General features: G+C 38.0%; 20 protein-coding genes. 6 read left to right on the top strand and 14 right to left on the bottom strand.

Annotation, left to right across the window (positions count from 1 at the left end; genetic code table 11):
- Window positions 1-82 precede the first annotated feature (82 nt).
- The 6 genes from CHU_RS00455 to CHU_RS19500 all read right to left on the bottom strand — a co-directional run bounded on the left by CHU_RS00455 (window position 83) and on the right by CHU_RS19500 (window position 7,041).
- Window positions 83-1,477, bottom strand: coding sequence for a hypothetical protein (locus CHU_RS00455; protein WP_011583500.1), 1,395 nt, complete (start codon window positions 1,475-1,477; stop codon window positions 83-85).
- An 89-nt stretch (window positions 1,478-1,566) separates the two neighbouring features.
- A complete protein-coding gene (locus tag CHU_RS00450) occupies window positions 1,567-4,404 on the bottom strand; it encodes a TonB-dependent receptor plug domain-containing protein (protein WP_041932099.1) in 2,838 nt (945 codons plus the stop codon).
- 171 nt (window positions 4,405-4,575) lie between these two features.
- On the bottom strand, window positions 4,576-5,148 hold the full coding sequence (locus CHU_RS00445; protein WP_011583498.1) for a DUF502 domain-containing protein: 573 nt from the start codon (window positions 5,146-5,148) through the stop codon (window positions 4,576-4,578).
- A 48-nt stretch (window positions 5,149-5,196) separates the two neighbouring features.
- Complete coding sequence (locus tag CHU_RS00440) at window positions 5,197-6,078, bottom strand: 4-hydroxy-3-methylbut-2-enyl diphosphate reductase (protein ID WP_011583497.1); 882 nt, start codon at window positions 6,076-6,078, stop codon at window positions 5,197-5,199.
- 47 nt (window positions 6,079-6,125) lie between these two features.
- A complete protein-coding gene (cmk, locus tag CHU_RS00435) occupies window positions 6,126-6,830 on the bottom strand; it encodes a (d)CMP kinase (RefSeq protein ID WP_011583496.1) in 705 nt (234 codons plus the stop codon).
- A 73-nt stretch (window positions 6,831-6,903) separates the two neighbouring features.
- Window positions 6,904-7,041, bottom strand: coding sequence for a hypothetical protein (locus CHU_RS19500; protein WP_177254162.1), 138 nt, complete (start codon window positions 7,039-7,041; stop codon window positions 6,904-6,906).
- Between the two features lie 245 nt (window positions 7,042-7,286).
- Here CHU_RS19500 and CHU_RS00430 point away from each other — a divergent pair, with 245 nt between their 5' ends.
- On the top strand, window positions 7,287-8,159 hold the full coding sequence (locus CHU_RS00430) for a DUF4846 domain-containing protein (RefSeq protein WP_011583495.1): 873 nt from the start codon (window positions 7,287-7,289) through the stop codon (window positions 8,157-8,159).
- Between the two features lie 5 nt (window positions 8,160-8,164).
- Here the strand turns inward: CHU_RS00430 and CHU_RS00425 are convergent, their stop codons facing one another.
- From CHU_RS00425 to CHU_RS00415, 3 genes are all read right to left on the bottom strand, one after another.
- Entirely contained in the window at window positions 8,165-9,088 is a 924-nt protein-coding gene (locus tag CHU_RS00425; protein ID WP_011583494.1) for an aspartate carbamoyltransferase catalytic subunit, read from the bottom strand.
- A gap of 8 nt (window positions 9,089-9,096) precedes the next feature.
- Entirely contained in the window at window positions 9,097-9,636 is a 540-nt protein-coding gene (pyrR, locus tag CHU_RS00420) for a bifunctional pyr operon transcriptional regulator/uracil phosphoribosyltransferase PyrR (RefSeq protein ID WP_011583493.1), read from the bottom strand.
- Between the two features lie 68 nt (window positions 9,637-9,704).
- Window positions 9,705-10,112 (bottom strand): EVE domain-containing protein, encoded by a 408-nt coding sequence (locus CHU_RS00415; RefSeq protein ID WP_011583492.1) that lies wholly within the window; start codon window positions 10,110-10,112, stop codon window positions 9,705-9,707.
- A 190-nt stretch (window positions 10,113-10,302) separates the two neighbouring features.
- Here CHU_RS00415 and CHU_RS00410 point away from each other — a divergent pair, with 190 nt between their 5' ends.
- Together CHU_RS00410 and CHU_RS00405 are read left to right on the top strand one after the other, a co-directional pair.
- Window positions 10,303-11,994, top strand: coding sequence for a DNA polymerase/3'-5' exonuclease PolX (locus CHU_RS00410; protein WP_011583491.1), 1,692 nt, complete (start codon window positions 10,303-10,305; stop codon window positions 11,992-11,994).
- A gap of 16 nt (window positions 11,995-12,010) precedes the next feature.
- Window positions 12,011-12,985, top strand: a complete 975-nt coding sequence (locus CHU_RS00405) for a glycosyltransferase family 9 protein (RefSeq protein ID WP_011583490.1) — start codon at window positions 12,011-12,013, stop codon at window positions 12,983-12,985.
- A 61-nt stretch (window positions 12,986-13,046) separates the two neighbouring features.
- Here the strand turns inward: CHU_RS00405 and CHU_RS00400 are convergent, their stop codons facing one another.
- Entirely contained in the window at window positions 13,047-13,238 is a 192-nt protein-coding gene (locus CHU_RS00400) for a cold-shock protein (RefSeq protein ID WP_011583489.1), read from the bottom strand.
- A 346-nt stretch (window positions 13,239-13,584) separates the two neighbouring features.
- Here CHU_RS00400 and CHU_RS00395 point away from each other — a divergent pair, with 346 nt between their 5' ends.
- From CHU_RS00395 to CHU_RS00385, 3 genes are all read left to right on the top strand, one after another.
- Window positions 13,585-15,015 (top strand): ArnT family glycosyltransferase, encoded by a 1,431-nt coding sequence (locus tag CHU_RS00395; RefSeq protein ID WP_041932098.1) that lies wholly within the window; start codon window positions 13,585-13,587, stop codon window positions 15,013-15,015.
- A 119-nt stretch (window positions 15,016-15,134) separates the two neighbouring features.
- Window positions 15,135-16,517: a hypothetical protein gene (locus tag CHU_RS00390; RefSeq protein WP_143144074.1), complete on the top strand. Its 1,383-nt coding sequence runs from the start codon at window positions 15,135-15,137 to the stop codon at window positions 16,515-16,517.
- Window positions 16,518-16,522: 5 nt separating this feature from the next.
- A complete protein-coding gene (locus CHU_RS00385; protein ID WP_011583486.1) occupies window positions 16,523-17,881 on the top strand; it encodes a hypothetical protein in 1,359 nt (452 codons plus the stop codon).
- An 84-nt stretch (window positions 17,882-17,965) separates the two neighbouring features.
- Here CHU_RS00385 and thrC read toward each other — a convergent pair whose 3' ends face one another.
- The 4 genes from thrC to dnaJ form a co-directional block, all read right to left on the bottom strand.
- On the bottom strand, window positions 17,966-19,270 hold the full coding sequence (thrC, locus tag CHU_RS00380) for a threonine synthase (protein ID WP_011583485.1): 1,305 nt from the start codon (window positions 19,268-19,270) through the stop codon (window positions 17,966-17,968).
- Between the two features lie 101 nt (window positions 19,271-19,371).
- A complete protein-coding gene (locus CHU_RS00375) occupies window positions 19,372-20,301 on the bottom strand; it encodes a homoserine kinase (protein ID WP_011583484.1) in 930 nt (309 codons plus the stop codon).
- A 94-nt stretch (window positions 20,302-20,395) separates the two neighbouring features.
- Entirely contained in the window at window positions 20,396-22,849 is a 2,454-nt protein-coding gene (gene thrA / locus CHU_RS00370; RefSeq protein ID WP_011583483.1) for a bifunctional aspartate kinase/homoserine dehydrogenase I, read from the bottom strand.
- Between the two features lie 199 nt (window positions 22,850-23,048).
- Window positions 23,049-24,188 carry a molecular chaperone DnaJ gene (dnaJ, locus tag CHU_RS00365; RefSeq protein ID WP_011583481.1) on the bottom strand — a complete coding sequence of 380 codons (1,140 nt, stop codon included), beginning with the start codon at window positions 24,186-24,188 and terminating at the stop codon, window positions 23,049-23,051.
- Window position 24,189: the final 1 nt, after the last annotated feature.

Raw genomic sequence — 24,189 nt, 5'->3', positions numbered from 1 at the left:
TATTTTTATTTATAAATAAGATAGAGCCAGGATATATGTATATCCTGGCTCTATTAAAATTACCAACTTTTTTTGTAAATAATTAGTATGCTGTGTTATTTGGTGCGAAGTTAATCCAAGCCTGGCCCCATGCCCAACCTGCATTAGCAGTAGTACCAAATGCGCCATAATAACTTTCAGCTGTAAATCCGCTTGCAGCTAAGCTTGGAGCTCCTGTAGCATAAGGAGAACCTGCTGCCTGAAGTGGATTTGGATTGTTGAAATACAATGCACTTGAAGATTCAGATTTATTTTTCTTAGAATCTTTACCTGTGAATACTGAGGTACCATAGATAGATTTTAAGATTCTGCTGGTGATCACTGTGTTGTCAGCAAATGTCCCTTTAGCATTGGCAGTTTTAACAACTAATGAATCGCGGCCATATAAAATGTTGTTTTTAACTTCAGAGTTATCGCCACCGTTCATGTTTACAGGAACTGTGAAACCTAAGATCATTGAGTTCCAAACTTTGATGTTTGAGCTTGTGTTGATCTCAATAGCGTTACCAAAGCTTGCTGCAATGTTAGCTGTTGATGAAGTATCTGCATAGATCCATGGACCAAGAATTGTAAAGTTTGCAAATTTACATTCAGAATCCGGATCAGCACCTGTAGCGTTTGAAGAAGATTCAAATGCTCTTGAAGTTGATTTATCCGCAATGTTGTTATCTCTTACAACTAAACCGTATTGGATACTTCCTGAATAACCGGCATCTGTATCAAAGTCATCATCAATTGTGCTGTAAGCAATAAGGTATTTGTGATTAATCGTTCCACCGAACCATTCATACGCATCATCATTTGCATAAGAAACCATGATGTTTTCAATTGTTGTTCCGCTTCCTACAGAACCAAATGTTAATGAATTCAATTCATTGTCATCAGAAAGAGGGAAACCAGCATATTCAATACGAACAAATTTCATTGTTCCTGAATTCTGTGTATTATCCGGAGTAGCGCCATTCGGACCATAGTAACCGTTAACACCACCTGTGCCCTGAATACCTTCAATCGGATTGTTTGAACCTTTGTTAGTTTGTGCATTTCCACAAATTACAATACCAGCCCAGTCACCTCTTTGTCTGTAACCTGCAGGTGCGTTAGACGTGAATACGATAGGATTTGAAGCTGTTCCAACTGCTTCGATTTTAGCGCCTCTGTTAATGATTAAAGCGCCTTGTGTAGTTTTATCGCCAAATATTACTGTACCAGCAGGGATTACAATTTTGTGACCAGACAATACATATACTTTACCTTTTAACAGATATTTTTTTGATGCATCTAATGTTTTATCGGAAGAAATTTCACCTTCTATCACTTCAACATTTGTATTTCCGCCATTTGAAGGAGCCGGATCATCTTTTTTGTCTTTACAAGATGTAACAACAAATGCTGCTGCTAACAAGATGTATAAAATACTTTTAACTGTTTTTTTCATGATTAGTTCAATAGTTATTTGTTATGCAAAGGTGCTTTTTAAATGTTAACTGATTGTTACTTGGATATTATGTTAGTATGATTCTTGTTTTAGAAATTATATACAAAACCAACATTGATATTCTGTCCGATTCTGTATTGAGAAATATTTTTATCAATATCTTTCTCATTCAATTTTCTATTGTTATTTCCATCTTCCTGCAGTCTGATTGAGGAGTTCAGAAGATTAGAAATACCAATTCTTAATTCTGTCTTCTTATTCAATTCATATGAATATGTTACATCTAAGGACGCACGTGGCATTTCATAGATCGTTCTGATCTGGCTATCACCTACAGAGAATATTCTTGGACCGTAAACATTATACAAGCCGCTTAGTTTTGTTTTTCTATAGCTGTAGTAAATACCAGCATTTACTACATATGGGCTTTGTCCTTGCATTGCTCTTTTCTGAATCAAATTGCTGTACGATGTTAAATCATTTCCAAAATTTATTTGAGAATAAATTAAAGAGCCGTTGAATAATAAAGAAAAGCGCTGCATGAATTCAACATTAGTAAACGATTCAAGAGATTTTCTTAATTCAAATTCAACACCATAAGATTGTGCTTCAGGCGCATTATCATAGATATAAACTAAGTTAGAAGCTCCTTGTAACAGATATGCTTCAATTGGATTTTTGAAGTGTTTGTAAAACACACCAACTGCAACCATTTCAGCTTCGGTCGGATAAAATTCCAATCTTGTGTCCAGGTTTATGATGTCACATACTTTCAGGTTTGGGTTGCCTGTTTTATCTGCAGGAATGTTAAAATCATAGAACGGGAATGGTGAAAGCTCTCTGAATTCCGGTCTGTTAATTGTCTTCATCGCACTACCTCTCAATACCCACTTTTCATGGAATCTGTAGGACAGGTTAAGGAATGGTAATGGAGTTAAAATTTTATTATCAATGATTACAGGTGTTCCATCAACAGCGGATTCAATCTGTTGTCTGTTATTCTCCATCCGTAGACCACCATCAATAGTAACTTTTGAGATAACGAAGTTGGCTCCTGCATATCCGGCAATCAATGTATTTGATGCATCATATCTATCCTGCGTTCTGGTACCTTCCTGTAATAACAAACCATTCGGGTAACCTAAATACTGTGATTGAAATAATTCATCCGGGCTAAGGAATTTTAACGACGGGTCAATACCTGCATCAGTCAGAGACATCCATCTCGCATAATACGTACGCTTTTTATATTCTGCATAATACCCAACTTTTAATGTTAATCTCACACGTGAAGAGTCGGTATGATTTAACATGTTTCTTGCATAGTCTACACTATTCATAACAACACCTTCTGTAAGTTTTGTAAAGAATGAGGCACCATCCTGCGCTGTAGGGCCAGGCTGAACGACCGTTCTGAAAGGATCTGAAGAGCCTAACTGACGTGTCTGGGATGCACGTTTCCAATCGGGCTCACTTCGTGTGATCTGAGAGAAACCAACAACCCATGTTAAATTATCTTTGTTTGAACGCATGCCATGTTCACCTTCAAGCTGTGAGCTGAAAATTGCGTTTGTTCCATAACGAAGCGACTGAAATAATAACTCCTGCGTTTTCTCATTATCATAACCGCTTCTGAATTGCGTTTCGTTAAATGCTGATCTGGTATAAAAATTTCTAAACGTAAGTATTTTTTTGTTTACACTTTTTGTAAAGTTTGCTGACCAGTTGCTCATTAAACCTAAGCGATAGCTGTTAACGCTGTATTGATCTTTGAATGCTAATTTTGTTTCACTTTTGCCTTCTGAATCATAGTTCCAATATCTGAAACGATCATTTTTGTAGCTTTGATAAACATTTGAATACGACAGGTTATTTATTGAGCTTATCTTAACACTTCCTGCATAAAAATTTCTGCCAACCAACAGATTCATTCTTAAGTCCGGCATTGCAGTAGTTTCTTTCGTGTTCCAGTTGTAATCCAGTTGTTTAGAATATTCAACAGATTTGTTATAATCAAAACCAAGATTTTTTAAATCTTTTGGAAAATCTGCCGGCAGCTCTCTCGCATTATTTCCGAAAGTTGTCCAGTCTGCATTATAGCCGCTTTGTCTTGTAAAGCTTTTAAACGTTGTAGCCGTTCTGTAGCCCAAGCTGATTCCTAATGAAGTAATGTTTTTATCTACATTCGCTTTTGTATATACTTTTATAATACCACCCGCAAAATCGCCCGGCATTTCTGCTGCACCGGATTTAAATACAAGTATTCTATCTATAACATTACTTGGTAAAATGTCGAATGAAAATGCCCTTGTTTCAGATTCGGACGATGGAGCAATTGCACCATTTAATAAAACGTTATTATAGCGTTCACTTAAACCTCTGATCATGATAAAACGACCATCTATTAATGTAACTCCAGGAATTCTGGAAATAACAGCTGCGGCATCTCTATCCTGAGATTTCGATATCTGCTCTGCAGAAATCCCTGAAACAACCTGATCCTGTGCTCTCACTTCCTGCACAACAGCCTGTTCTGTGTTGGTAGCTACTTCTCCCACAATTTCAATAACAGGTACTTCTTCATCTATCTTTATATTTATCGTTCCCAGATCTGTTGTCTGGCCTGCATTAACAACGATACCATTTAATAACACTTCTTTATATCCGATATAAGATATTTTGAAGTTATACGTTCCGGGTTTAATGTTTTGAATTAAGAAGTTCCCATCAAAATCCGACTGAGCACCGATGTTTGGAAACTCAGGGGATGAAATGATTGCTCCGAAAATCAATTCATTTGCTGTTGAATCGATTAATGTTCCTTTAAGAGAACCTGTCTGAGCTAAACTTGTAAAAGGGGCGGTAAATGAAAGTAATAGAAAAACAGCTGATAGGGACAACCATTTTGGAAAACGTAGAGTATTCATCACGAGCTTTATTGTAGTTTGATTTTTACAATGCAAAGCTACATGTATGCTATTACCCTATGTTTATCGTGCTGTTATGTCAAAATAAAGGGATTGTTACGGAATTGTTACCAAGAGACAATTTGATAACACAAAAGAAACATTTAAACGATACTGCGATAACATGCCGTGTTATTTTTCGTCCAGGTTTCCGGTCATACCTGCAGACACAATAAATTTCATTGCTTCTGCACCCGTGATATTTAAAGGAAGTACCTTGTCTTTGGGCACAAAAAGTATGTTGCCGGATATATTATATGAGTGCGGAAAATATACTGCCACTAATGTTTCCAGTTGCTTAACATTAAATTCATCTCGGGTAACAAAACCAATTCTGAATGTACCTGTCTCTCCACCACCTGTTTTTACCATTACCGGATGATCAAACCGTTTCTTCTCTCCAACAATAGCGCTTACAACATCTTTGGAAGAAGAATAAATAATATTTATGAATGGAATTTTATAGACATAGTTTTCTAAAAAACTAAATGCAGGCTTTACTAGCAGCATAGATGTGATGGATCCCGTAGTTGTTAAGAACACTACAACAATTAAAATGCCCAACCCTGGTGTCAGTTCTACATTGAATAAGGCTGGTATGATCCGGTCAAACACACTAAAAATAAAAAAAATAATGTACACCGTGATAAAGATCGGTGTCCAGAATAATAAACCCTGAATAAAATAGCGTATAAGTGTTTTCATCGGTATCGGTACTATATATAATTAATCAGGGGGTATTTATTTCTTTTATTAATTCCAGGAGTGTGCCTGTATATAGTTCTGCACTTTTTCCATCAGCCACATAGGGGTAGACGTTGCACCGCAGATGCCTACATTGTCTGTAGCTCTTATCCAGGAAGGTTCTATTTCTGTTTCATTTTCTACAAAATAACTCCGTTCGTTTTCCTGTTTACAAACGCCGTATAATGCTTTGCCGTTTGAGCTTTTTTTGCCGCTCACAAAAATAACAACATCAAATTCCTTTGAGAATTTTCTCAACTGAGGCTCTCTGTTTGATACCTGTCTGCAAATACTGTCATTGTATTCAAAGTTTTCGTCAACGTTTTTTCCTGCTTCTGCAACACGTGCTTCAATCAGGTCTTTCATTTTATAAAAACCCTGTGTACTTTTTGTTGTTTGAGAATACAAGGTTACAGGCTTTTCAAAATCAATCTTATCCAGATCTTTTTCCGTTGTAATAACAATTGCTTTATCTCCTGTCTGGCCTGCAATACCAATCACTTCAGCGTGACCTTCCTGTCCGTATATGACAATCTGCCCGTCTTTTGAATCAATAGCGTCAAACGATGCTTTAACTCTGTTCTGCAGTTTTAATACAACCGGACAAGATGCATCTACCAGTTCAATATTATTTTCTAATGCAAGCTGGTAGGTTTCCGGCGGCTCTCCGTGTGCACGGATTAAAACTTTACAATCTGAAAGTTTTTTTAATTCTTCCCGATCTATAATTTTCAATCCTTTTTTAGCTAACCGCTCTACCTCCATGCTATTATGAACGATGTCGCCAAGACAAAACAACGGCTCGCCTGTAGCCATTTCATCTTCCGCCATCTGAATAGCAAACTCAACGCCGAAACAGTAGCCTGAATTTTTATCTATAATTACATCCATTTCAGTATTTATTTGGGATAGTATATCCCGGGTTGAAATTATCTGTATTAAATATTTTCAATGTTGTATTCCAATTCAATCATCTTCCCGACTGCAATGTTCATAATACAATCTACCTGCTCTTCAACAGTTATGTAGGTTGTATCTATTTCATATGCATCAGAAGCTTTTCTTAACGGTGACTCTTCTCTTGTTGTATCCATCAAATCACGGCTTTCAATATTTTTGATGATGTCATCCAGGTCAATGATTTGTTTTCTTTCAAACAATTCCTGCTGCCTTCTGAATGCGCGTACATGCATGTCTGCCACCATGAATATCTTAAGTTCCGCGTCAGGGAAAACATGCGTACCGATATCTCTTCCATCCATAACAACGCCTCTTTTACGTGCCATTTTTTGCTGAAGTTCAACCATACGTTTCCTTACTTCCGGAATAGCGCTTACTTCACTAACCTTTTCAGAAACATACATTTTCCGGATTTCAGATTCAACGTTCAGACCGTTGAGATACGTTTCACATGTTTCTGTTTTATTATTATGAACAAAAGAAATGTGAATTTGGTTTAATGCTTCTGCAACAGCTTTAGGATTGGTGCTGTTTATGTAATGCTGAATGAAATATAAAGCAACGGAGCGATACATAGCGCCTGTATCTATGTATACGTAACCTAGTTTTGCTGCTAATATCTTCGCTGTTGTGCTTTTCCCACACGCCGAATACCCGTCAATAGCTACGATAATTTTTTTCATAAAGGAATCTCTGCTTTTCTATTTCAGTATTCTTTACAGATATAACTGCTTTTTAATTTAAGCGCGATAAATATTAACGATTGTGTCCGGGCTTTGGCTTTTTACCGGTTTTAGGATGCCACGACTGCTGAGATGCACCGCTGCTACATGACGAAAATATAAAAACGGCTAAAATAGTACTTACTGCTGCTACAAATACTGCTTTTTTCATGGAATTATTGATTTAATGTAAGGAGACCTATAATATATGTTAAATGTAAAGAATTTTCGTCTTTAATATCTCATCTAATGATGCTTTTTATGCTTCATCTTTGACTCCTTATGCGGTTTGAAGGGTTGACTTTTTGCCGCTTTTTTTTGCTGTAATGCGTAACATGAGACCATGCTTTGCATTATGATAATAACAATGCTGTAGATTATTATTTTCTTCATCTGCTTTAAAACATAACTAACTATATGACAAATATTTACTTTATTATCACAACAGTATTCTATGGAACTATGTTGTTCTGTTCATGCATGCAGGAAGATGCAAATATACGCAATCGACCTGTTGACGAACCATCTTACTCAAAACAAACAAACATTTTTGTTCGTTCTACCATTCTAGAACGCTTTCCATGCCCTCCGGGTTACTCAAGAAAATCGAATACTGAAAAAACATTTGCAGCCTGGCTTGAAACCATACCACTGAAAAAAGAAGGGGCGCCGGTACTGCTTTTTAACGGAGAACTTAAAAGCAATCAGCGTATACATGCCGCGGTGCTGGATTTTGACAGAGGCACAAGTGACCTGCAGCAATGTGCTGATGCAGTAATGCGTTTGCGGGCAGAATATCTATATCAAAAACACGCCTATGATTCCATTGCGTTTACATTTACGAATGGCAGCAAAGCTTCTTATTCAAAATGGAGAGAAGGCTACCGCCCTGTGGTAATAGGTAATTCCGTTGCCTGGACAAAATCTAAAAGCAGAGATACAAGCTATGCGTGTTTTCGCTCTTACCTGAATACAGTGTTTATGTATTGCGGCACCTATTCACTTTCAAAAGAACTGAAACCTGTTGATATTACTGAGATTGCAGAGGGCGATGTTTTTATTTACGGCGGTTTTCCCGGCCATGCCATGATTGTAATGGATGTTGCCGTACATGAAACATCCGGAAAGAAAATAATGATACTGACGCAAAGCTATATGCCTGCGCAGGATATTCATATTGTAAAAAACCTTTCTGATACTGAATTAAGTCCATGGTATGAAATTCCTGAAAGCGGAGAACTTATTACGCCTGAATGGAGCTTTGCTGTGAAGGATTTGAAGCGGTTTTGATTATATTACTTATTGCCGGCAAGCAGGTACAATACAGCCATGCGTACTGCCACACCGTTTTCTACCTGATCTAAAATAATGGAATGACCGCTGTCGGCTACATCGCTGCTTAATTCAACTCCTCTGTTGATCGGACCCGGGTGCATGATCACAATTTCCTTGTTCAATGAATCCAGCAATTGTTTGTTGATGCCGTAATACTGTGCGTATTCTCTCAGTGTAGGAAAATATTTGATTGTCTGACGTTCAAGCTGTATCCGCAACACATTTGCTACATCGCACCATTGAAGGGCTTTGCGCAGATCAAATTCTACCTTAACGCCTAACTCTCCGATAAACTTCGGAATCAATGTTGACGGGCCGCAAACCATCACTTCAGCGCCCTGCTTCTGCAAGGCAAAAATATTTGATAAGGCTACACGTGAATGCAGGATGTCTCCGAAAATACAAACCTTCTTCCCTGCTACGCCGCCTAATTTTTCTTTAATGGAAAAGCTGTCTAATAATGCTTGTGTCGGATGCTCATGTGTTCCATCTCCGGCATTTACAATATTTGCACTGATGTGTTTGGCTAAGAAATGCGGCGCACCTACACTTGCATGGCGCATCACAATCATATCCACTTTCATTGCCAGAATATTATTTACGGTATCTAAAAGTGTTTCTCCTTTTTTTACAGAACTTGCTGCCGCTGAAAAATTAATGGTGTCGGCAGACAATCTTTTTTGTGCTAATTCAAACGATAAACGTGTACGTGTTGAGTTTTCGAAAAAAACATTGGCAATGGTTACATCACGCAGGGAAGGTACTTTTTTGATAGGTCTGTTGATGACCTCTTTAAATTGACCGGCAGTTTCTAATATAAGCTCAATATCTTTTGTTGTAAGATCTTTTATTCCTAATAAATGCTTTACGGATAATTGGCTCATCGTTCTATTTATTTCTTTACTAACCAGATTAATTCTTTCTTATCTTCAACTTCGTTAATGTCTACAACTACTTTTTCAGATTCCAGACAAATAACTTCTCTCCCTACATAATTGGGCTGAATCGGCACATCACGACTGTACTTGCGATCAATCACTACCAACAGCTCTACATCTTTCGGCCTGCCAAAAGCCATCATGGCATCCATTGCAGCGCGCACCGTGCGGCCGGTGTATAATACATCGTCCACCAGGATCACACGTTTCCCTTCAATCAGAAACGGAATTTTTGTAGCGTTTGCTCTCAACGGACCATCGTGTCTTCTGAAATCATCTCTGAAAAAAGTCGCATCCAGGTAGCCCAGATTGATCTTCTTTTTTGTAGCCTTTTCTAATTTTTTATGAATACGCTGCCCTGTAGCAACTCCTCTGGGCTGAAGGGCTAAAATAACAGTATTGGAGAAATCGTCGTGGGACTCGATCAATTGCTGACAAAGCCGATCCAACATGACCTGCAGCAAATCGTTGTCGATTATAATGCGTTTGGACATAAACTTTGTCTTTAAATTTTACAAATATAGAATTTTATAGAATAGCGCAGGAGAAAGATTTCATTTTTTTATTCACCGGCCAATTCAAGCACAATATCAAACTCCTCTTTCCGAACCGGTTGTACAGATAAACGCATGAGTTTAACCAAAGCCATGTTTGCTAACCGTTTGTCTTTTTTAACCATTTCAAGTGTTACCGGATTTTTTAATTTTTTTACCGGCGCAACATCAACAACAACCCAGTTTGCATCATCTGTTGTTGGATCCTGATACGCCTCTTTTACAATTTTAGCAATACCAACAATTTCTTTTCCCTCGTTTGAATGATAAAAAAGTAATAAGTCACCCTTCTTCATTTCACGCAGGTTATTTCGTGCCTGATAGTTGCGCACGCCATCCCAGAATGTTTTTTTATCTGCAACAAATTGGTCAAATGAATATTTAAACGGTTCAGATTTGATAAGCCAGTAATTCATATTTCAAGTTTTATGTTCAAAGTTCTATGTTTTAAGGATAGTTACTTTAATACATTATTTGCATTAAAATTAATGAATTTAGTTTAGAGTTCCAGATTAAAACAGGTTTACCATACTTTATATCCTAAAACCTAAAAGATAAAACTTAAAACTTTTATCTTTACATATTCCAATTAAACCGATTACTTCTTTGACAAATCAAGAAATTGCTGATATACTTTTACTGACGGCTTCGCTTATGGAGCTGCATGACGAAAACTCGTTTAAAGTTCGTTCCATTCAGAATGCCGGATTTCAAATTGAAAAAACGGAAGTTGCTTTATTCGGCTTATCGCTTCCTGAACTGGAAAAGCAGGACGGCATTGGTAAAAGCATTGCGGCAAAAATAGTTGAGCTGAGCCAGACAGGTAAACTGACAGAACTTGAAACACTGAAGCTCAATACACCTGAAGGCATTGTTGAATTGCTGGATATAAAAGGCATTGGACCGAAAAAAGTAAAAACGCTTTGGAAAGAACTTAACATCACGTGTAAGGAAGAGTTGCTGGAGTCTTGTAAAACCAATGCTGTGGCTCAGCTGAAAGGCTTTGGCGAAAAAACGCAGGAAAATATTATACAGGTGCTTCAATTTGTAATGAAGCAGTCTGACAAACATTTGTATGGAGACATTGAAGCGCTTGCCTTTGAACTGGAACGTAAACTTAAGGCAGACATCAGCCCGCAGATTCAGCTGTGCGGAGATGTGCGCCGGATGATGGAAACAATTGACTGCATTTCTTTTGTTGTACCAAGTACCGATTTTGCTGAAACCGTTTCTGTCTTGCAAACGCTTTCTTATTTATCTGAAGATCCTGCTAAGTCTGGCTTATACAGATGGCGTGGAGCTGAACGTTTAAAAAACATTCCCGTTGAAATATATTTAACTACAGCAGAAAAATTCGGATCTGAATTATTCAAACATTCTTCCGGAGAAAAACATTTACGATTAAAAAGCCCATCCGGAAAAACATTTTTACATCTTGCAACAACAACTGCTTTTGCTACTGAAGCCGCATTGTATGAACATGTTAATCTTCCTGTTATTCCTTCTGAATTGAGAGAAGGTTACAGAGAAATGCAATTAGCGACGAATAATTTATTATCCGAACTGATTACCGATGCGGATATTAAAGGGAGCTTTCACAATCATTCCACCTATAGCGATGGCAAGCATACTCTGGAAGAAATGGCTAAAGAATGTATGGCTTTAGGGTATGCATATTTTGGCATTTCAGATCACTCAAAGTCTGCCTTCTATGCAAACGGCTTAGATGAAACACGCATTGCCAGACAACAGGCCGAAGTGGATGCCTTAACTATTTCATTGCCCGGCATTAAAATTTTCAAGGGTGTTGAATCGGATATTTTAAACGATGGCTCACTGGATTATGCAGATGAAGTATTAAAAACATTTGATTTTATTGTCGCTTCTATTCATTCCAACTTAAAAATGAATGAAGAAAAAGCCACGCAGCGTTTGATTACAGCGATCGAAAATCCCTATACAACCATGCTGGGTCATCCAACGGGCCGGCTATTATTAAAGCGCGAAGGATATCCGATTGACCATAAGAAAATTATTGATGCCTGCGCAGCCAACAATGTTATCATTGAGATCAATGCGCATCCATGGCGCCTGGATATGGACTGGCGACATATTGGATATGCCCTGGATAAAGGCTGCATCATCAGTATTAACCCGGATGCGCATGAAAAGATTGGTTTGCAGGACATGCACTTTGGCGTATGTGTTGCACGTAAGGCTGGTTTGTGCAAAGAACAGACATTTAATGCCTGGCCGCTGGAGAAAGTAAGCAGCTGGCTTGCATCAAAAGGAAAATAAGTATACGTGTACCAACATGAAAATTTTAATCCTTCGTTTTTCTTCCATTGGCGATATCGTTTTAACAACGCCGGTTATCCGGTGCCTGAAAAAACAAATCCCTAATGCTGAAATACACTTTGCAACAAAAGCTTCTTTTAAAAGTATTTTAGAAAACAATCCGTACATAGACAAGCTGCACCTGCTTGAATCTTCCACTGCTTCCTTTATAAAGCAGCTGAAAGCCGAACGGTTTGATGTTGTGATTGATTTGCATAGCAACATCCGCACAAAACGCATTAAGTGGGCGCTTAAGGCTAAAAGTTTCACGTTCGATAAATTAAATATCCGTAAGTGGTTTTATGTGAATTGGAAATGGAAAACCATGCCTGCAATTCATATTGTGGATCGGTATTTAGATACTGTCAAACACCTGGGTGTAAAAAATGACAATGAAGGCCTGGATTACTTTATACCGGAAAAAGATATTATTTCCAGAGACAGTCTTCCGCAGAAATATGCTGCCGGGTATGTTGCTATCGCTATTGGTGCTCAGCATGCTACCAAGCGGCTGCCGGAAGCAAAACTGATTGAACTTATCGGCAAGATATCCCACCCTATTATTTTACTTGGCGGAAAAGATGATACTGCTACAGCCGCGCGGCTTGTTGCGTATTTCCCGGACACAAAAAATATTCTGAATGCCTGCGGCACATATAATTTAAACCAATCAGCTTCAATTGTACATCAGTGCATGTATCTATACACACATGATACCGGCTTAATGCACATCGGTGCAGCACTTCAAAAAAGAATTATTTCTATTTGGGGCAACACAACGCCTGAGTTAGGCATGTATGCTTATAAAACCGAACATGTTAACTGGCAAAAAGAGGACCTCTATTGCAGGCCTTGTTCGAAAATCGGTTATAACAGCTGCCCTAAAAAACATTTCAGATGTATGAATGAACAGGTTCTTCCTGTTCATGAAATAGAATCCAGATGGAATTAAACTAAAAAGTCTTCACGCAAGATGCATGAAGACTTTCAAATGTGTTTAGTTAGGAAAGAAATTAGATTTTTTTCACTTCAACTGCATTAACACCTTTTTTACCTTCAACGATTTCGAATTGAACCTTATCGTCTTTAGTAATTTGTTCTTTCAGGCCAGAAACGTGTACAAAAATTTCCTTGTTACTAGCACTGTCTAAGATGAAACCAAAACCTTTGGTCTCATTGAAGAATTTAACTGTTCCCGTATTCATAATGGTATTGTAATTAATTGAATACTAAAGTTATGAATAATATTGATAATAAAAAGAAATTGCTGTTTTTTTTATAAGCTAGAGGTCTGCGCTTTATGTGAAATAATAATTATCTTCGCATTATCTAAGAAATTCTGAGATTACTGAGCATCTGATTTTGGTTTTACTGGATTTTAGCCAATGCCCCTATTTTATTAAGACTATTTTAAAAACTGCATAAACAAAATGCCCTGACATGATAGGCTTTGCTGCTACATAAAACATGGCTTATGTTCTGTTTTGTGATCTATTAAGCCTCTTATCAGCCATTATTACTCTTTTCAATACTATCTTACTATCCTCTACAATGAACTTTTCCTATACCGAATTTAAAAACCAACTAACTAAAAGGCCATTTATAGTACCTGTTATTATTTGTGTATGTCTTTTTCTGTATAAATTCCAATATTTAAACCTTGGCCCGTATTGGGACGAGTGCTGGGTATATTTCCCTGCGGCAAAAACCCTTGCAGCCACCTCTCCGACATTAATACCCGGCGAACTGGATCCGGCAGTCTACTCAGGACACCCGCTCCTGTTTCTGTTTCTTTCCTCGATCTGGGCAACCTTGTTTGGTGATTCCAATTTTACCATGCACTTATTCCCGCTTTTTATTTCTATGGGATTAGTCTTTGCTGTATTTTATTCCAGCAAAAACTGGTTCGGAATAAAAGTGGCAGTTTTTACTACAATCCTGTTTTCGCTTCAGGCAATCTTTCTTTCCCAAAGCAGTTTTTTGTTATTAGAAGTAATGGTAGGGCTTTTTGTACTGCTTACCTATTTCTTTTTCTTTGAAAAAAACTATTTGGCATTTGTTATTTGCGGCACACTGGCCTTATGGACAAAAGAAAGTGCTTATGTACTGATACCAGCATTAGCTCTCGGCTCTACGATTGAATTTCTACTCTTTAAAAAAGAGTTGAAAACATTTCTGCTTCAGCTTGGCCTTATCGGACTTGTATTTTTATTAGGTTTTTCCTTTTTCATTTTACAGAAAATCAACGTTGGCTGGTTCTTCTACCCGCTTCACATTGGCTACATCGATTTATCGTACGGAATGCTTACCTACAAGCTTTCTGTAATAAGAGATATTATTTTCTTTAATCAAGGTCGTTTATACATCACCTATCTGGGTTTGATTGGTATGGCATTCTTTGCACTGCGCTATAAAAAAATCCCACAGGCAGATCTGTTACGATTAATTCACCTGTCAATATTTATTTTTGGATTCATAGCTTTTGCTGCGATAAACTTCTTATCCAACAGGTATCTGATTGCTGCTATCCCAATGGTGATCATGATATTTGTATATGTTATCAGCACGCTGTTTAACAAAGCATACAATAACACACTTCTGTTATGTGCCCTTACAATCGTTGCTTTTTTCGCTACGGTAAGCAGCAAAAGCGATGGGCTTGGAGATACAGAATTAGCGTATTCTGACATGGTAAGTTGCCATGAAGATATGGTTAGCTTTTTAAATAAAAACCATGTCCCAAAAGATGCTGAAATAACTACGCACTATCTGATGAAATTTATCCTGTCCAATCCATACAGCGGATACAACGCCATACCATATACCAACCTTCAGGACAAACCTTCTGCAACAACAAACTATTATATTTTCTCTGCTATTGAATATGATCCGTTATATGATGCATACAAAAAAGATTCTTCACTAAAACTTTTGAAAAGAATTTCGAAAGGAAAAGCCTGGTGTGAAATATATTCTAAATAAAACCTGTTACTCTTTTCATAACTTTCATGTTTACATCTTTTATTTCGGAAACTAAAAACCGTTATTTTGTTTTAAGTTTATTCTGCTGCACGTTGTTCATTTTAGTCCAATGGGCAATCTTGCCAGCATCATACACCTCAGATACAGCAGATGGTGTATGGCATTATTTACTAGCACGTTATTCCTACTGGAATCCGGCGTTCGAACTGGACCTCTGGGCTAAACCCGTCTTTACCATACTTGCAGCACCATTTGCACAGTTTGGTTTAAAGGGAATTCATTTCATGCAGATTATCTGTTCCTTTCTAACAAGCATTATACTTTTAAAAATAGCCGATTTTTTTAATATAAAGCATTTGTGGCTCATTCCGATTTTATTATTATTCACACCTGTATATTTTCCGGAGCTTTTCAGCGGACTTACAGAAATTGTCTTTGCTTTTTTTCTTGTATGGGGCATCTACCTTGTTGTTATCAATGAATGGCTACTTGCCACTGTTTTATTTTCCTTCCTTCCATTTGTAAGACAGGAAGGTTATTTTATTTTCCCATTGATGGGCCTGCTGCTGCTGATTCAGAAAAAATATTTCTATATACCGGCACTATTAACTGGTTATATGTTAGTAACCATTTATGGTTACTCTACGCATCATTCTTTGATGTGGATTTCCGACAACAACCCATATAAAGGAGCGCAGGATATTTACGGAAAAGGCGACTTCTTTTTTTATATCAATGCACTGGATGAATTACTGGGTACGAGCCGCAAAGTGCTTTTGTACACAGGAGGAATCATTTCTCTGTACACGCTGATCCATGGCCTGTTTACATTTAAAAAGAATACTATTACAGAGAATAAATTATTTCATTTCCATTTTCTGACCCTTGGGTTTATTGTACTGTTCATCACAGCAGAATCCATATTCTGGGCATTTGGTCTTTTTGGTGCATTGGGTATGCATAGACTTATAACCTGCATTGTACCATTGGTTGTACTGATTATTATTTTTGGCCTTGATGTGATTTATACGTTTGCTTCTAAATATGGCTTCAGCAAAATATATATTCTTACTCTTTCTATATTCAGTATATTTTTTGTGAATATAATTTTCAAGATGCACTACTGGCCAATGGAATTGAAAGATGAAACCGTTGTTGTAGCTGATGCCTGCGCGTGGTACAAGACAAACAGCCCTGACAAAAAAGGCAAGGTATATTTTAGTCATCCGTATACAATTATCGGGTTAGATCTAAACCCATATGATTCTAAAAAAAGCCAGGAGACGTATGCAATTTCAGATAAACAACACCCGGAAAACAATATGCAGGAAGGCGATGTTATTGTTTGGGATGCGCACTTTGGTGCTAACGAAGGCAAATTACCTTTAACATCCTTTACACAAAACCCTAACTTTATACTTCTTAATCAGTTTTCACCGGAAAATGCTTTCAATGTTTTAGGCGATCAGCCTTTTGGTGTATATATATTTAAAAGAAAATAATATTCATGAAATCATTATCTGTTTCTAAGTTTGCACTTATTTTTATTTTATCCATTTCCCTTATTGTTACCGGAAACAGTCAAAAGTGGAAAGAAGGTGTTATTGAGTGGGATATTATTTCTTATTACGCGTACCTGCCCGGACTCATTATATATGAAGATCTGACTTTTAATTTTCTTGATAAAAACACGCCGGAAGGCGTGCGCATATGGACAGAGAATACGCCGGAAAATAAAAAAGTGATTAAGATGAGCAGCGGCCTTGCCATTTTATATTCGCCGTTTTTCCTCATGGCCCACGGTGTTGCAAAGCTGCAGCCTGAGATGTATGTGCCCAATGGCTATTCCATGGTGTATTCCTTGTTCTTAATCTTATCTGATATTTTCTATACATTCTTAGGATTTATCTTTCTAAGAAAAATTCTGATACGCTATTTTAGTGACATGGTAACAGGGATAACATTGCTGTGTGTATTCTTTGGCACCAATATGATTTTCTATTCCATGTTTGAAGTAATGGCGCATTGCTATTTATTCTGCCTGATAACAATGTTTGTTTATTATACCATTAAATGGCACGAAACACCCACTACACGTTTCAGTATTTATCTTGGCTTGCTATTCGGGCTAATCACCTTGATTCGCCCGGTTGACATCGTTGTAATCTTTTTGTTTGTGTTTTATGGTATACATTCTTTCAATAGCATTAAGCCGCGTATTACTTATTTGTGGTCTTTACGATCAAAAGTAATTCTTATCGGCGTAGTAGGTTTTCTGGTTTTCTGTATTCAGATAGCATATTGGAAATATGCTACAGGGCATTTCTTGTACTGGTCTTATACGAATGAATATTTTTTCTGGACCAAACCACACATCATTGAAGGTTTGATCGGATTTAGAAAAGGATGGTATATCTATTCTCCTATTATGCTGTTCGCTACAATTGGTTTGTTTTTTGTCCGTAAAAAAATCCCGCAATTCAGTGTGCCATTTATCCTGTTATTTGTTTTGTATACCTACATTATTTTTTGCTGGTGGTGCTGGTGGTATGGTGGTGGCATATCTTGCCGGCCAATGGTAGATCTATATGGTGTTATGGGTATCGGACTGGCAAGCTTTATTACGTACGTGATTGAACAAAAATACCTGGTTATAAAATATACAGTATCGTTATTCACGGTGTTATTTGTTTTATATGGAGCGCTTATCAATATTCAATATCTTAGAAAATCACTGCATTATGACAGCATGACGTTCGAGGCCTGGAAAATAGATTTCTTAAAGCTGGACCCGCAAGGCGGCTATTATGAAAGCCTTCAGGCACCCGATTATGACAAGGCATTGAAAACAGGCAGTGAAAAATAACCGAAAACAATTTTATATAAATAAAAAAGACTCCTTATTCAGGAGTCTTTTTTAATTTATATAAGTGAATTATGTTGGTCTCTTTTAAAGAGCCGTCAACAGAAACGATTTCAGTTTTTCAAAATCATTTTCAATAACAATAGATTCCTGTTTCTTATTGATCAGTTCTTTCAGTTGCGCAGGAATCTCTACATCTTTTTCAATGATATCATTTACGACTTCAATAAACTTAGCCGGATGTGCTGTAGCTAAGAATATACCTGTAGCATCTTTTCCGCTTTCTTCAAAGTATTCTTTTAAGCCTAAGTAACCAACGGCACCATGCGGATCCATCACGTATCCTGTAGCCTTATATACAGACTTAACCGCAGCTGCTGTCTCTTCATCTGTATATGCTTTACCAACTACATCTTTACGCAATGCATTGATATCTTTCCCGTATAATTCAATCACACGCGGGTAGTTGCTTGGATTTCCAACATCCATGGCATTGCTGATTGTTGCAACAGAAGGTTTTGCTTCAAATACTCCTGTATTAATGTATTTAGGCATAATGTCGTTTGCATTTGTAGAAGCTACAAACATATCAATCGGCAAGCCCATTTTCTTGGCAATCAAACCTGCGCATATATTTCCGAAGTTTCCGCTTGGCACAGAGAAAACAACTTTCTTTCCTAGCTTTTTCGCTTGTGCGTAGGCATAGAAATAATAAAACGACTGTGGAATCAAACGACTGATGTTGATTGAATTTGCAGAAGACAGGTTGATCTTAGATGTAATTTCTTTATCCAAGAACGCTTGTTTTACCATACGCTGACAATCGTCAAACGTACCCAGCACTTCAAGTGCCGTAATGTTTTTACCAAGTGTTGTAAGCTGCTTTTCCTGCAGATCACTTACCTTTTTGCTTGGATATAAGATGGTAACTTTAATACCTGCTTTGTCCAGAAAACCCTGTGCAACGGCGCTGCCAGTATCTCCGGATGTTGCTACTAAAATCATGATGTCTTTCTTTTCTTTTTGTAAAAAGTAAGACATCAGACGGGCCATGAAACGGGCACCGAAATCTTTGAATGCCAGCGTAGGGCCATGAAACAATTCAAGCACATAGATGTTGTTTTCAACCTTAACAACAGGTGCGTCAAACGTTAATACATCATCAACAATGCTTCTGATTTCTTTTTCCGGAACTTCATCACCGATCAATGCTTTGCATACTTCAAAGGCAATATCCTGAAAAGAAAGGGTATCAATGTTTTCAAAAAATGAAGCCGGCAATGTTGGAATATTCTCCGGCATATATAAACCGTTATCATCCGGTAAACCTTTGAATACTGCTTCTTTTAAATTTACTTCTGGTACCTGATGATTTGTACTGTATAGTTTCATTTCTTTTATGCTTAAGGCCTAAAGCTAAAAGCTGAAGGCGAATTTGTTTCTTTTTAAAACTAGATTTTTTCGCTTTAGGCTTTCTGCCTTCAGCCTTCGGCTTAGATAACCTTCGGTCCTTGCTGATTCACAGTCGACACATACACATCGCTGCCGATGTTGATTGCATCAAAGCCTTTTTTCATCGCCTGTCCGATTTTCTGAGCAGCTTCCTGACTGGTACTTAATGCAAAGATCGACGGGCCGGAACCAGAAATCGAGCAACCTAATGCACCTGCATCAAGCGCTGCCTTTTTTACATCATCAAAGCCTGGTATTAAAACAGAACGTGCCGGTTCAACAATATGATCCTGCATGGAACGTCCGATCAGGCTTGTATCGTTCATCAGCAAGCCCGCCACTAAGCCGCCTACATTCCCCCACTGCGCAACAGCCTGGCTTAATGCAATCTGTTTTGGTAAAATGTTGCGGGCATCCTTTGTCTGCACTTCTACATGCGGATGAATAATGGTTGCATACAAATTTGCAGGCACAGGAAGTTTAACAACATCCAGCGGATCGTAACTTCTTACCAATACAAAACCTCCATACAAACACGGTGCAACGTTATCGGCGTGTGCAGAACCGCAAGCTAAAAATTCTCCTTCCATCGCAAACGGAAGTAAATCTTTCACCTCCATTTTATTTCCCAGCAACTGATTGATCGCATATACACCTGCAACCGTAGAAGCTGCACTTGACCCCAAACCACTGCCTAACGGCATTTTTTTAGTCAGTTCAATTTCTATTCCCTGCTCAATACCCAATGTCTCTAAATAACGCAGAATAGAAATACTTACTGTATTCTTTTCAGCATCCTTTGGTAGACGGCCATCATCACCGGTTATAGAAGTAATGCGCACTCCTTTTTTATCAGACAAACGAAGCAATACTTCATCGCCCGGATTGTCTACAGCAAAACCCAACACATCGAAGCCGCAGGAAACATTGGCAACGGTAGCAGGCGCAAATACTTTTATACTATCTTTCATCTTTAAGTTCTATGTTTTAAGTTCTATGTTTTAAGACTGAAAAGATTGATAGGTGTGCTATATTCTTTTCTTATTACTTAAAACTTAAAACTTATTACCCCTTTAAGTAATTACTGATACGGATGATATCACCAAATACACCTGCAGCAGTAACTTCTGCACCAGCTCCAGGACCTTTAATTACCAATGGTCTTTCTTTGTATCTTTCCGTTGTATACGCAATCATGTTATCGCTTCCTGAAAGGGAGAAGAATGGATGCGTACTGTCTACCGATTGCAAACTTACTTCCGCTTTTCCGTTTTCAAGTTTTGCAATGAAACGTAATACTTTATTTGCTTTATCCGCTTCATCACGTTTCTTAGAGAATACATTATTATTTTTCTCTAATTCGACGAAGAACTCTTCAACTGTTTTCGCTTTCAGACAGGGTGCCGGCAGAATGTTTTCTACTACTACATCATCAAACTCTAGATTGAAACCCGCTTCACGTGACAGGATTAAAATCTTACGTGCAACATCTTTTCCATTTAAATCATCTCTGGGATCCGGCTCGGTAAAGCCTTTTTCCTTCGCTTCTTTAACAATATCGCTGAACTTTTTGTCGCCTTTGAAGTTGTTGAAAATGTATGATAATGTCCCCGATAAAACACCTTCTATGCGAATGATTTTATCACCGCTGTCTTTTAAATCGTTTAATGTATTGATAACAGGAAGACCTGCACCAACGTTCGTTTCGTACATTAACTTCACACCACGTTTAAAGGCAGTTTCCTGAAGTTTCTGGTAATCCTTATATAAACCTGAATTAGCAAGTTTGTTGGGTGTAACGATAGAAATGCTCTCATCCAAGATGTTGTGATAGAATGAAACCACATCTTTGTTGGATGTATTGTCAACAAAAATGGAGTTCCGAAGATTCAAATCAATCATTCGTTTTACAAATTCTTTCAGATTTGCTTTCTCTCCTTCGTCCAGTTTTTCTTTCCAGCTGGTCAATGCTACACCATTTTCATTGATAAGCATTTTTTTACTGTTTGCTAAACCAACCACATTGATCTTAAAGCCTTTTTCTTTCTGAAGATAGGTGGACTGTTTCTGCAGCTGTTTTAATAATGCACTGCCGATCAGACCTACACCTACTACAAACACGTTAATCGTTTTCACATCACTCAGGAAGAATGATTCATGAATAACATTTAATGCTTTTGTTAAATCTTCTTTTCCGATTACTACAGACAAGTTGATCTCTGAAGAGCCTTGTGCAATGGCAACAACGTTGATGCCATTTTTTCCTAAAGAAGAGAAGAGTTTACCTGCAATACCCGGTGTATGGCGCATGTTATCGCCAACAACTGCAACGATTGCCAGATTATCTTTTTCGTGCAGTTTATCTATTTTGCCTGCTTTGATCTCATGTTCAAACTCTTCTTCAACAGCATCTTTCGCTTTTGCCGATTCTTTTGAATCAATTACAAAGCAGATAGAATGTTCTGAAGATGCCTGTGTAATTAAGATAACATTGATAAAGTTACGTGCCAATGCCCCGAATAAGCGGCCGGATACTCCCGGTACGCCAACCATACCGCTGCCGGTAAGGTTCAGCATAGAAATATTTTCTATAGAAGAAATACCTTTTACGGAGTGATCCGTTGCACTTGTTTTCTCGTTGATCAACGTTCCTTCAAATGCTGTATTGAATGTATTTTTAATCCAGATGGGAATTCTTTTTTTGAATGCCGGCTGTAATGTTGGCGGATATATAACTTTAGCGCCGAAGTGCGACATTTCCATTGCTTCGATGTAGGACACCTGCGGAAGCGTAAATGCGCGTTTTACTTTACGCGGGTCTGCCGTCATGATGCCATCAACGTCTGTCCATATTTCAATGCCTTCGCTATCCAGCGCAGCACCAAAAACGGAAGCGGTATAATCCGAACCGCCTCTGCCTAATGTTGTCGTTTCACCTTTATCGGTTGAACCGATAAAACCGGTAGTTACGACACTGGACTTAATATCTTTGAAATAATCTTTGATCGCTTTGTCTGTTTTTTTGAAATCAACTTTCGCTGAACCAAAGCTGCTATCGGTAATAATTACTTTACGGGCATCCAGGAATGTAACGTCTACGCCTTCCTGTTTCAAGAACTCAGAAACCAGGTATGAAGAAAGCCTTTCGCCAAAACTTAACACAAGATCGTTAGAGCGCGGCGATAATTCTTTCAATAAATAAACGCCGTGTAATAAATCCTGCAGTTCGTTTAATATCAATTTCAGCTGCGCAATAACTTTGCCCTGATTCTTAACATCAATCAATGTCTTTGCCGTGCTTACGTGTTTCTGTTCAATCGTTTTTAAAACCTGCTGATAAGAAATATCTGTTGTAGATGCTTTCTGACCTACTTCAACAAGTAAATTTGTAATTCCTGACATGGCAGAAAAAACAACTACAAACTTTTCTTTCTTTTTGTATGAAGAAAGAATTTCTGCGACTTTACGGATACTCTCTACTGAACCTACTGAGGTACCACCGAACTTTAACACTTTCATAGTATTGGTATTATCTTAATAAAAATACCTGCAAAAATAGTGTTTTTTAGTGTTTTTCGAGAAGAAAAGGATAGTTAATTCGGCACAATCCGGTAAAAATCTGAATAATCTGTCCGGATTTCCCAACTACCTGATTCAGACCCATAAAAAAAGCCTTCCATACACTGAAAGGCTTTTAAAATATAAATACGCTCACCTGTTAAAAGAATTCTTTCATACGTTCGAAGAATGATTTGTCATTCTTACCCGGATTGGGTTTGAAGTTTTCAGATTCTTTAATGGTTGCCAATAATTCTTTTTCTTCTTTTGATAAAGTTTGTGGTGTCCACACATTAACGTAGATCAGTTGGTCACCTTTCTGGTAGCTGTTTACATCTTTTAACCCTTTAGAACGCAGACGTAAAATCTTTCCGCTTTGTGTTCCCGGTTCAATTTTGATCTTCACTTTACCATCAACCGTTGGTACTTCAACACTGGTGCCGAATACCGCATCAAAGAAGGTTACATATAGTTCGTAGATGATATTTAAACCATCCCGTTTTAATTGTTCGTCTTCAATTTCTTCGATCAGGATTAACAAGTCGCCGGCAACACCGCCTCTTGGAGGCATGTTCCCTTTTCCGCTCATAGACAGCTGCATGCCATCTACAACACCTGCAGGTATTTTGATCGTGATTGTTTCTTCTTTCTCAACCGTACCTTGCCCGTGGCAGCTGGTACATTTATCTTTAATCGTTGTGCCTTCGCCATTACACGTAGGGCAGGTAGTTGCAGACATCATCTGTCCAAGCATCGTATTTACCACACGCTTCACCTGGCCTGTGCCGTTACATGTACCACACTTCTGTACGGCACCATTTTTAGCTCCGGTACCGCTGCACTCGTCGCAGGCAACCTGGCGCTTAACTTTTATTTTCTTTTCACAACCATTTGCAATTTCTTCTAAGTTTAGTTTCAACTTAATGCGCAGGTTGGAACCTTTACGAACACCACGTCCTCTGCCGCCGCCACCGCCGCCAAAGAAACTTTCAAACGGAGAGCCGCCGCTGCCAAATACATCCCCGAATTGTGAGAATATGTCATCCATATTCATACCGCCGCCGTAACCGCCGCCGCCAGCAGCCTGATGACCGTATTGATCGTAACGCTGACGTTTTTCCGGCGTACTTAATACTTCATATGCCTCAGCAGCTTCTTTAAATTTTTCTTCTGCTTCAGGATTGTCTGGATTTTTATCCGGGTGAAATTTAATCGCTAACTTACGGTACGCTTTTTTAATCTCGTCTGCAGAAGCTGATTTTGTAATTTCCAGTACTTCGTAATAATCTCTCTTTGCCATT

The sequence above is a fragment of the Cytophaga hutchinsonii ATCC 33406 genome, assembly GCF_000014145.1.
Lineage (GTDB): Bacteria > Bacteroidota > Bacteroidia > Cytophagales > Cytophagaceae > Cytophaga > Cytophaga hutchinsonii.
Note: the sequence above shows the minus strand (reverse complement) of the source record. Positions and strands in the feature narration are given on the sequence as shown.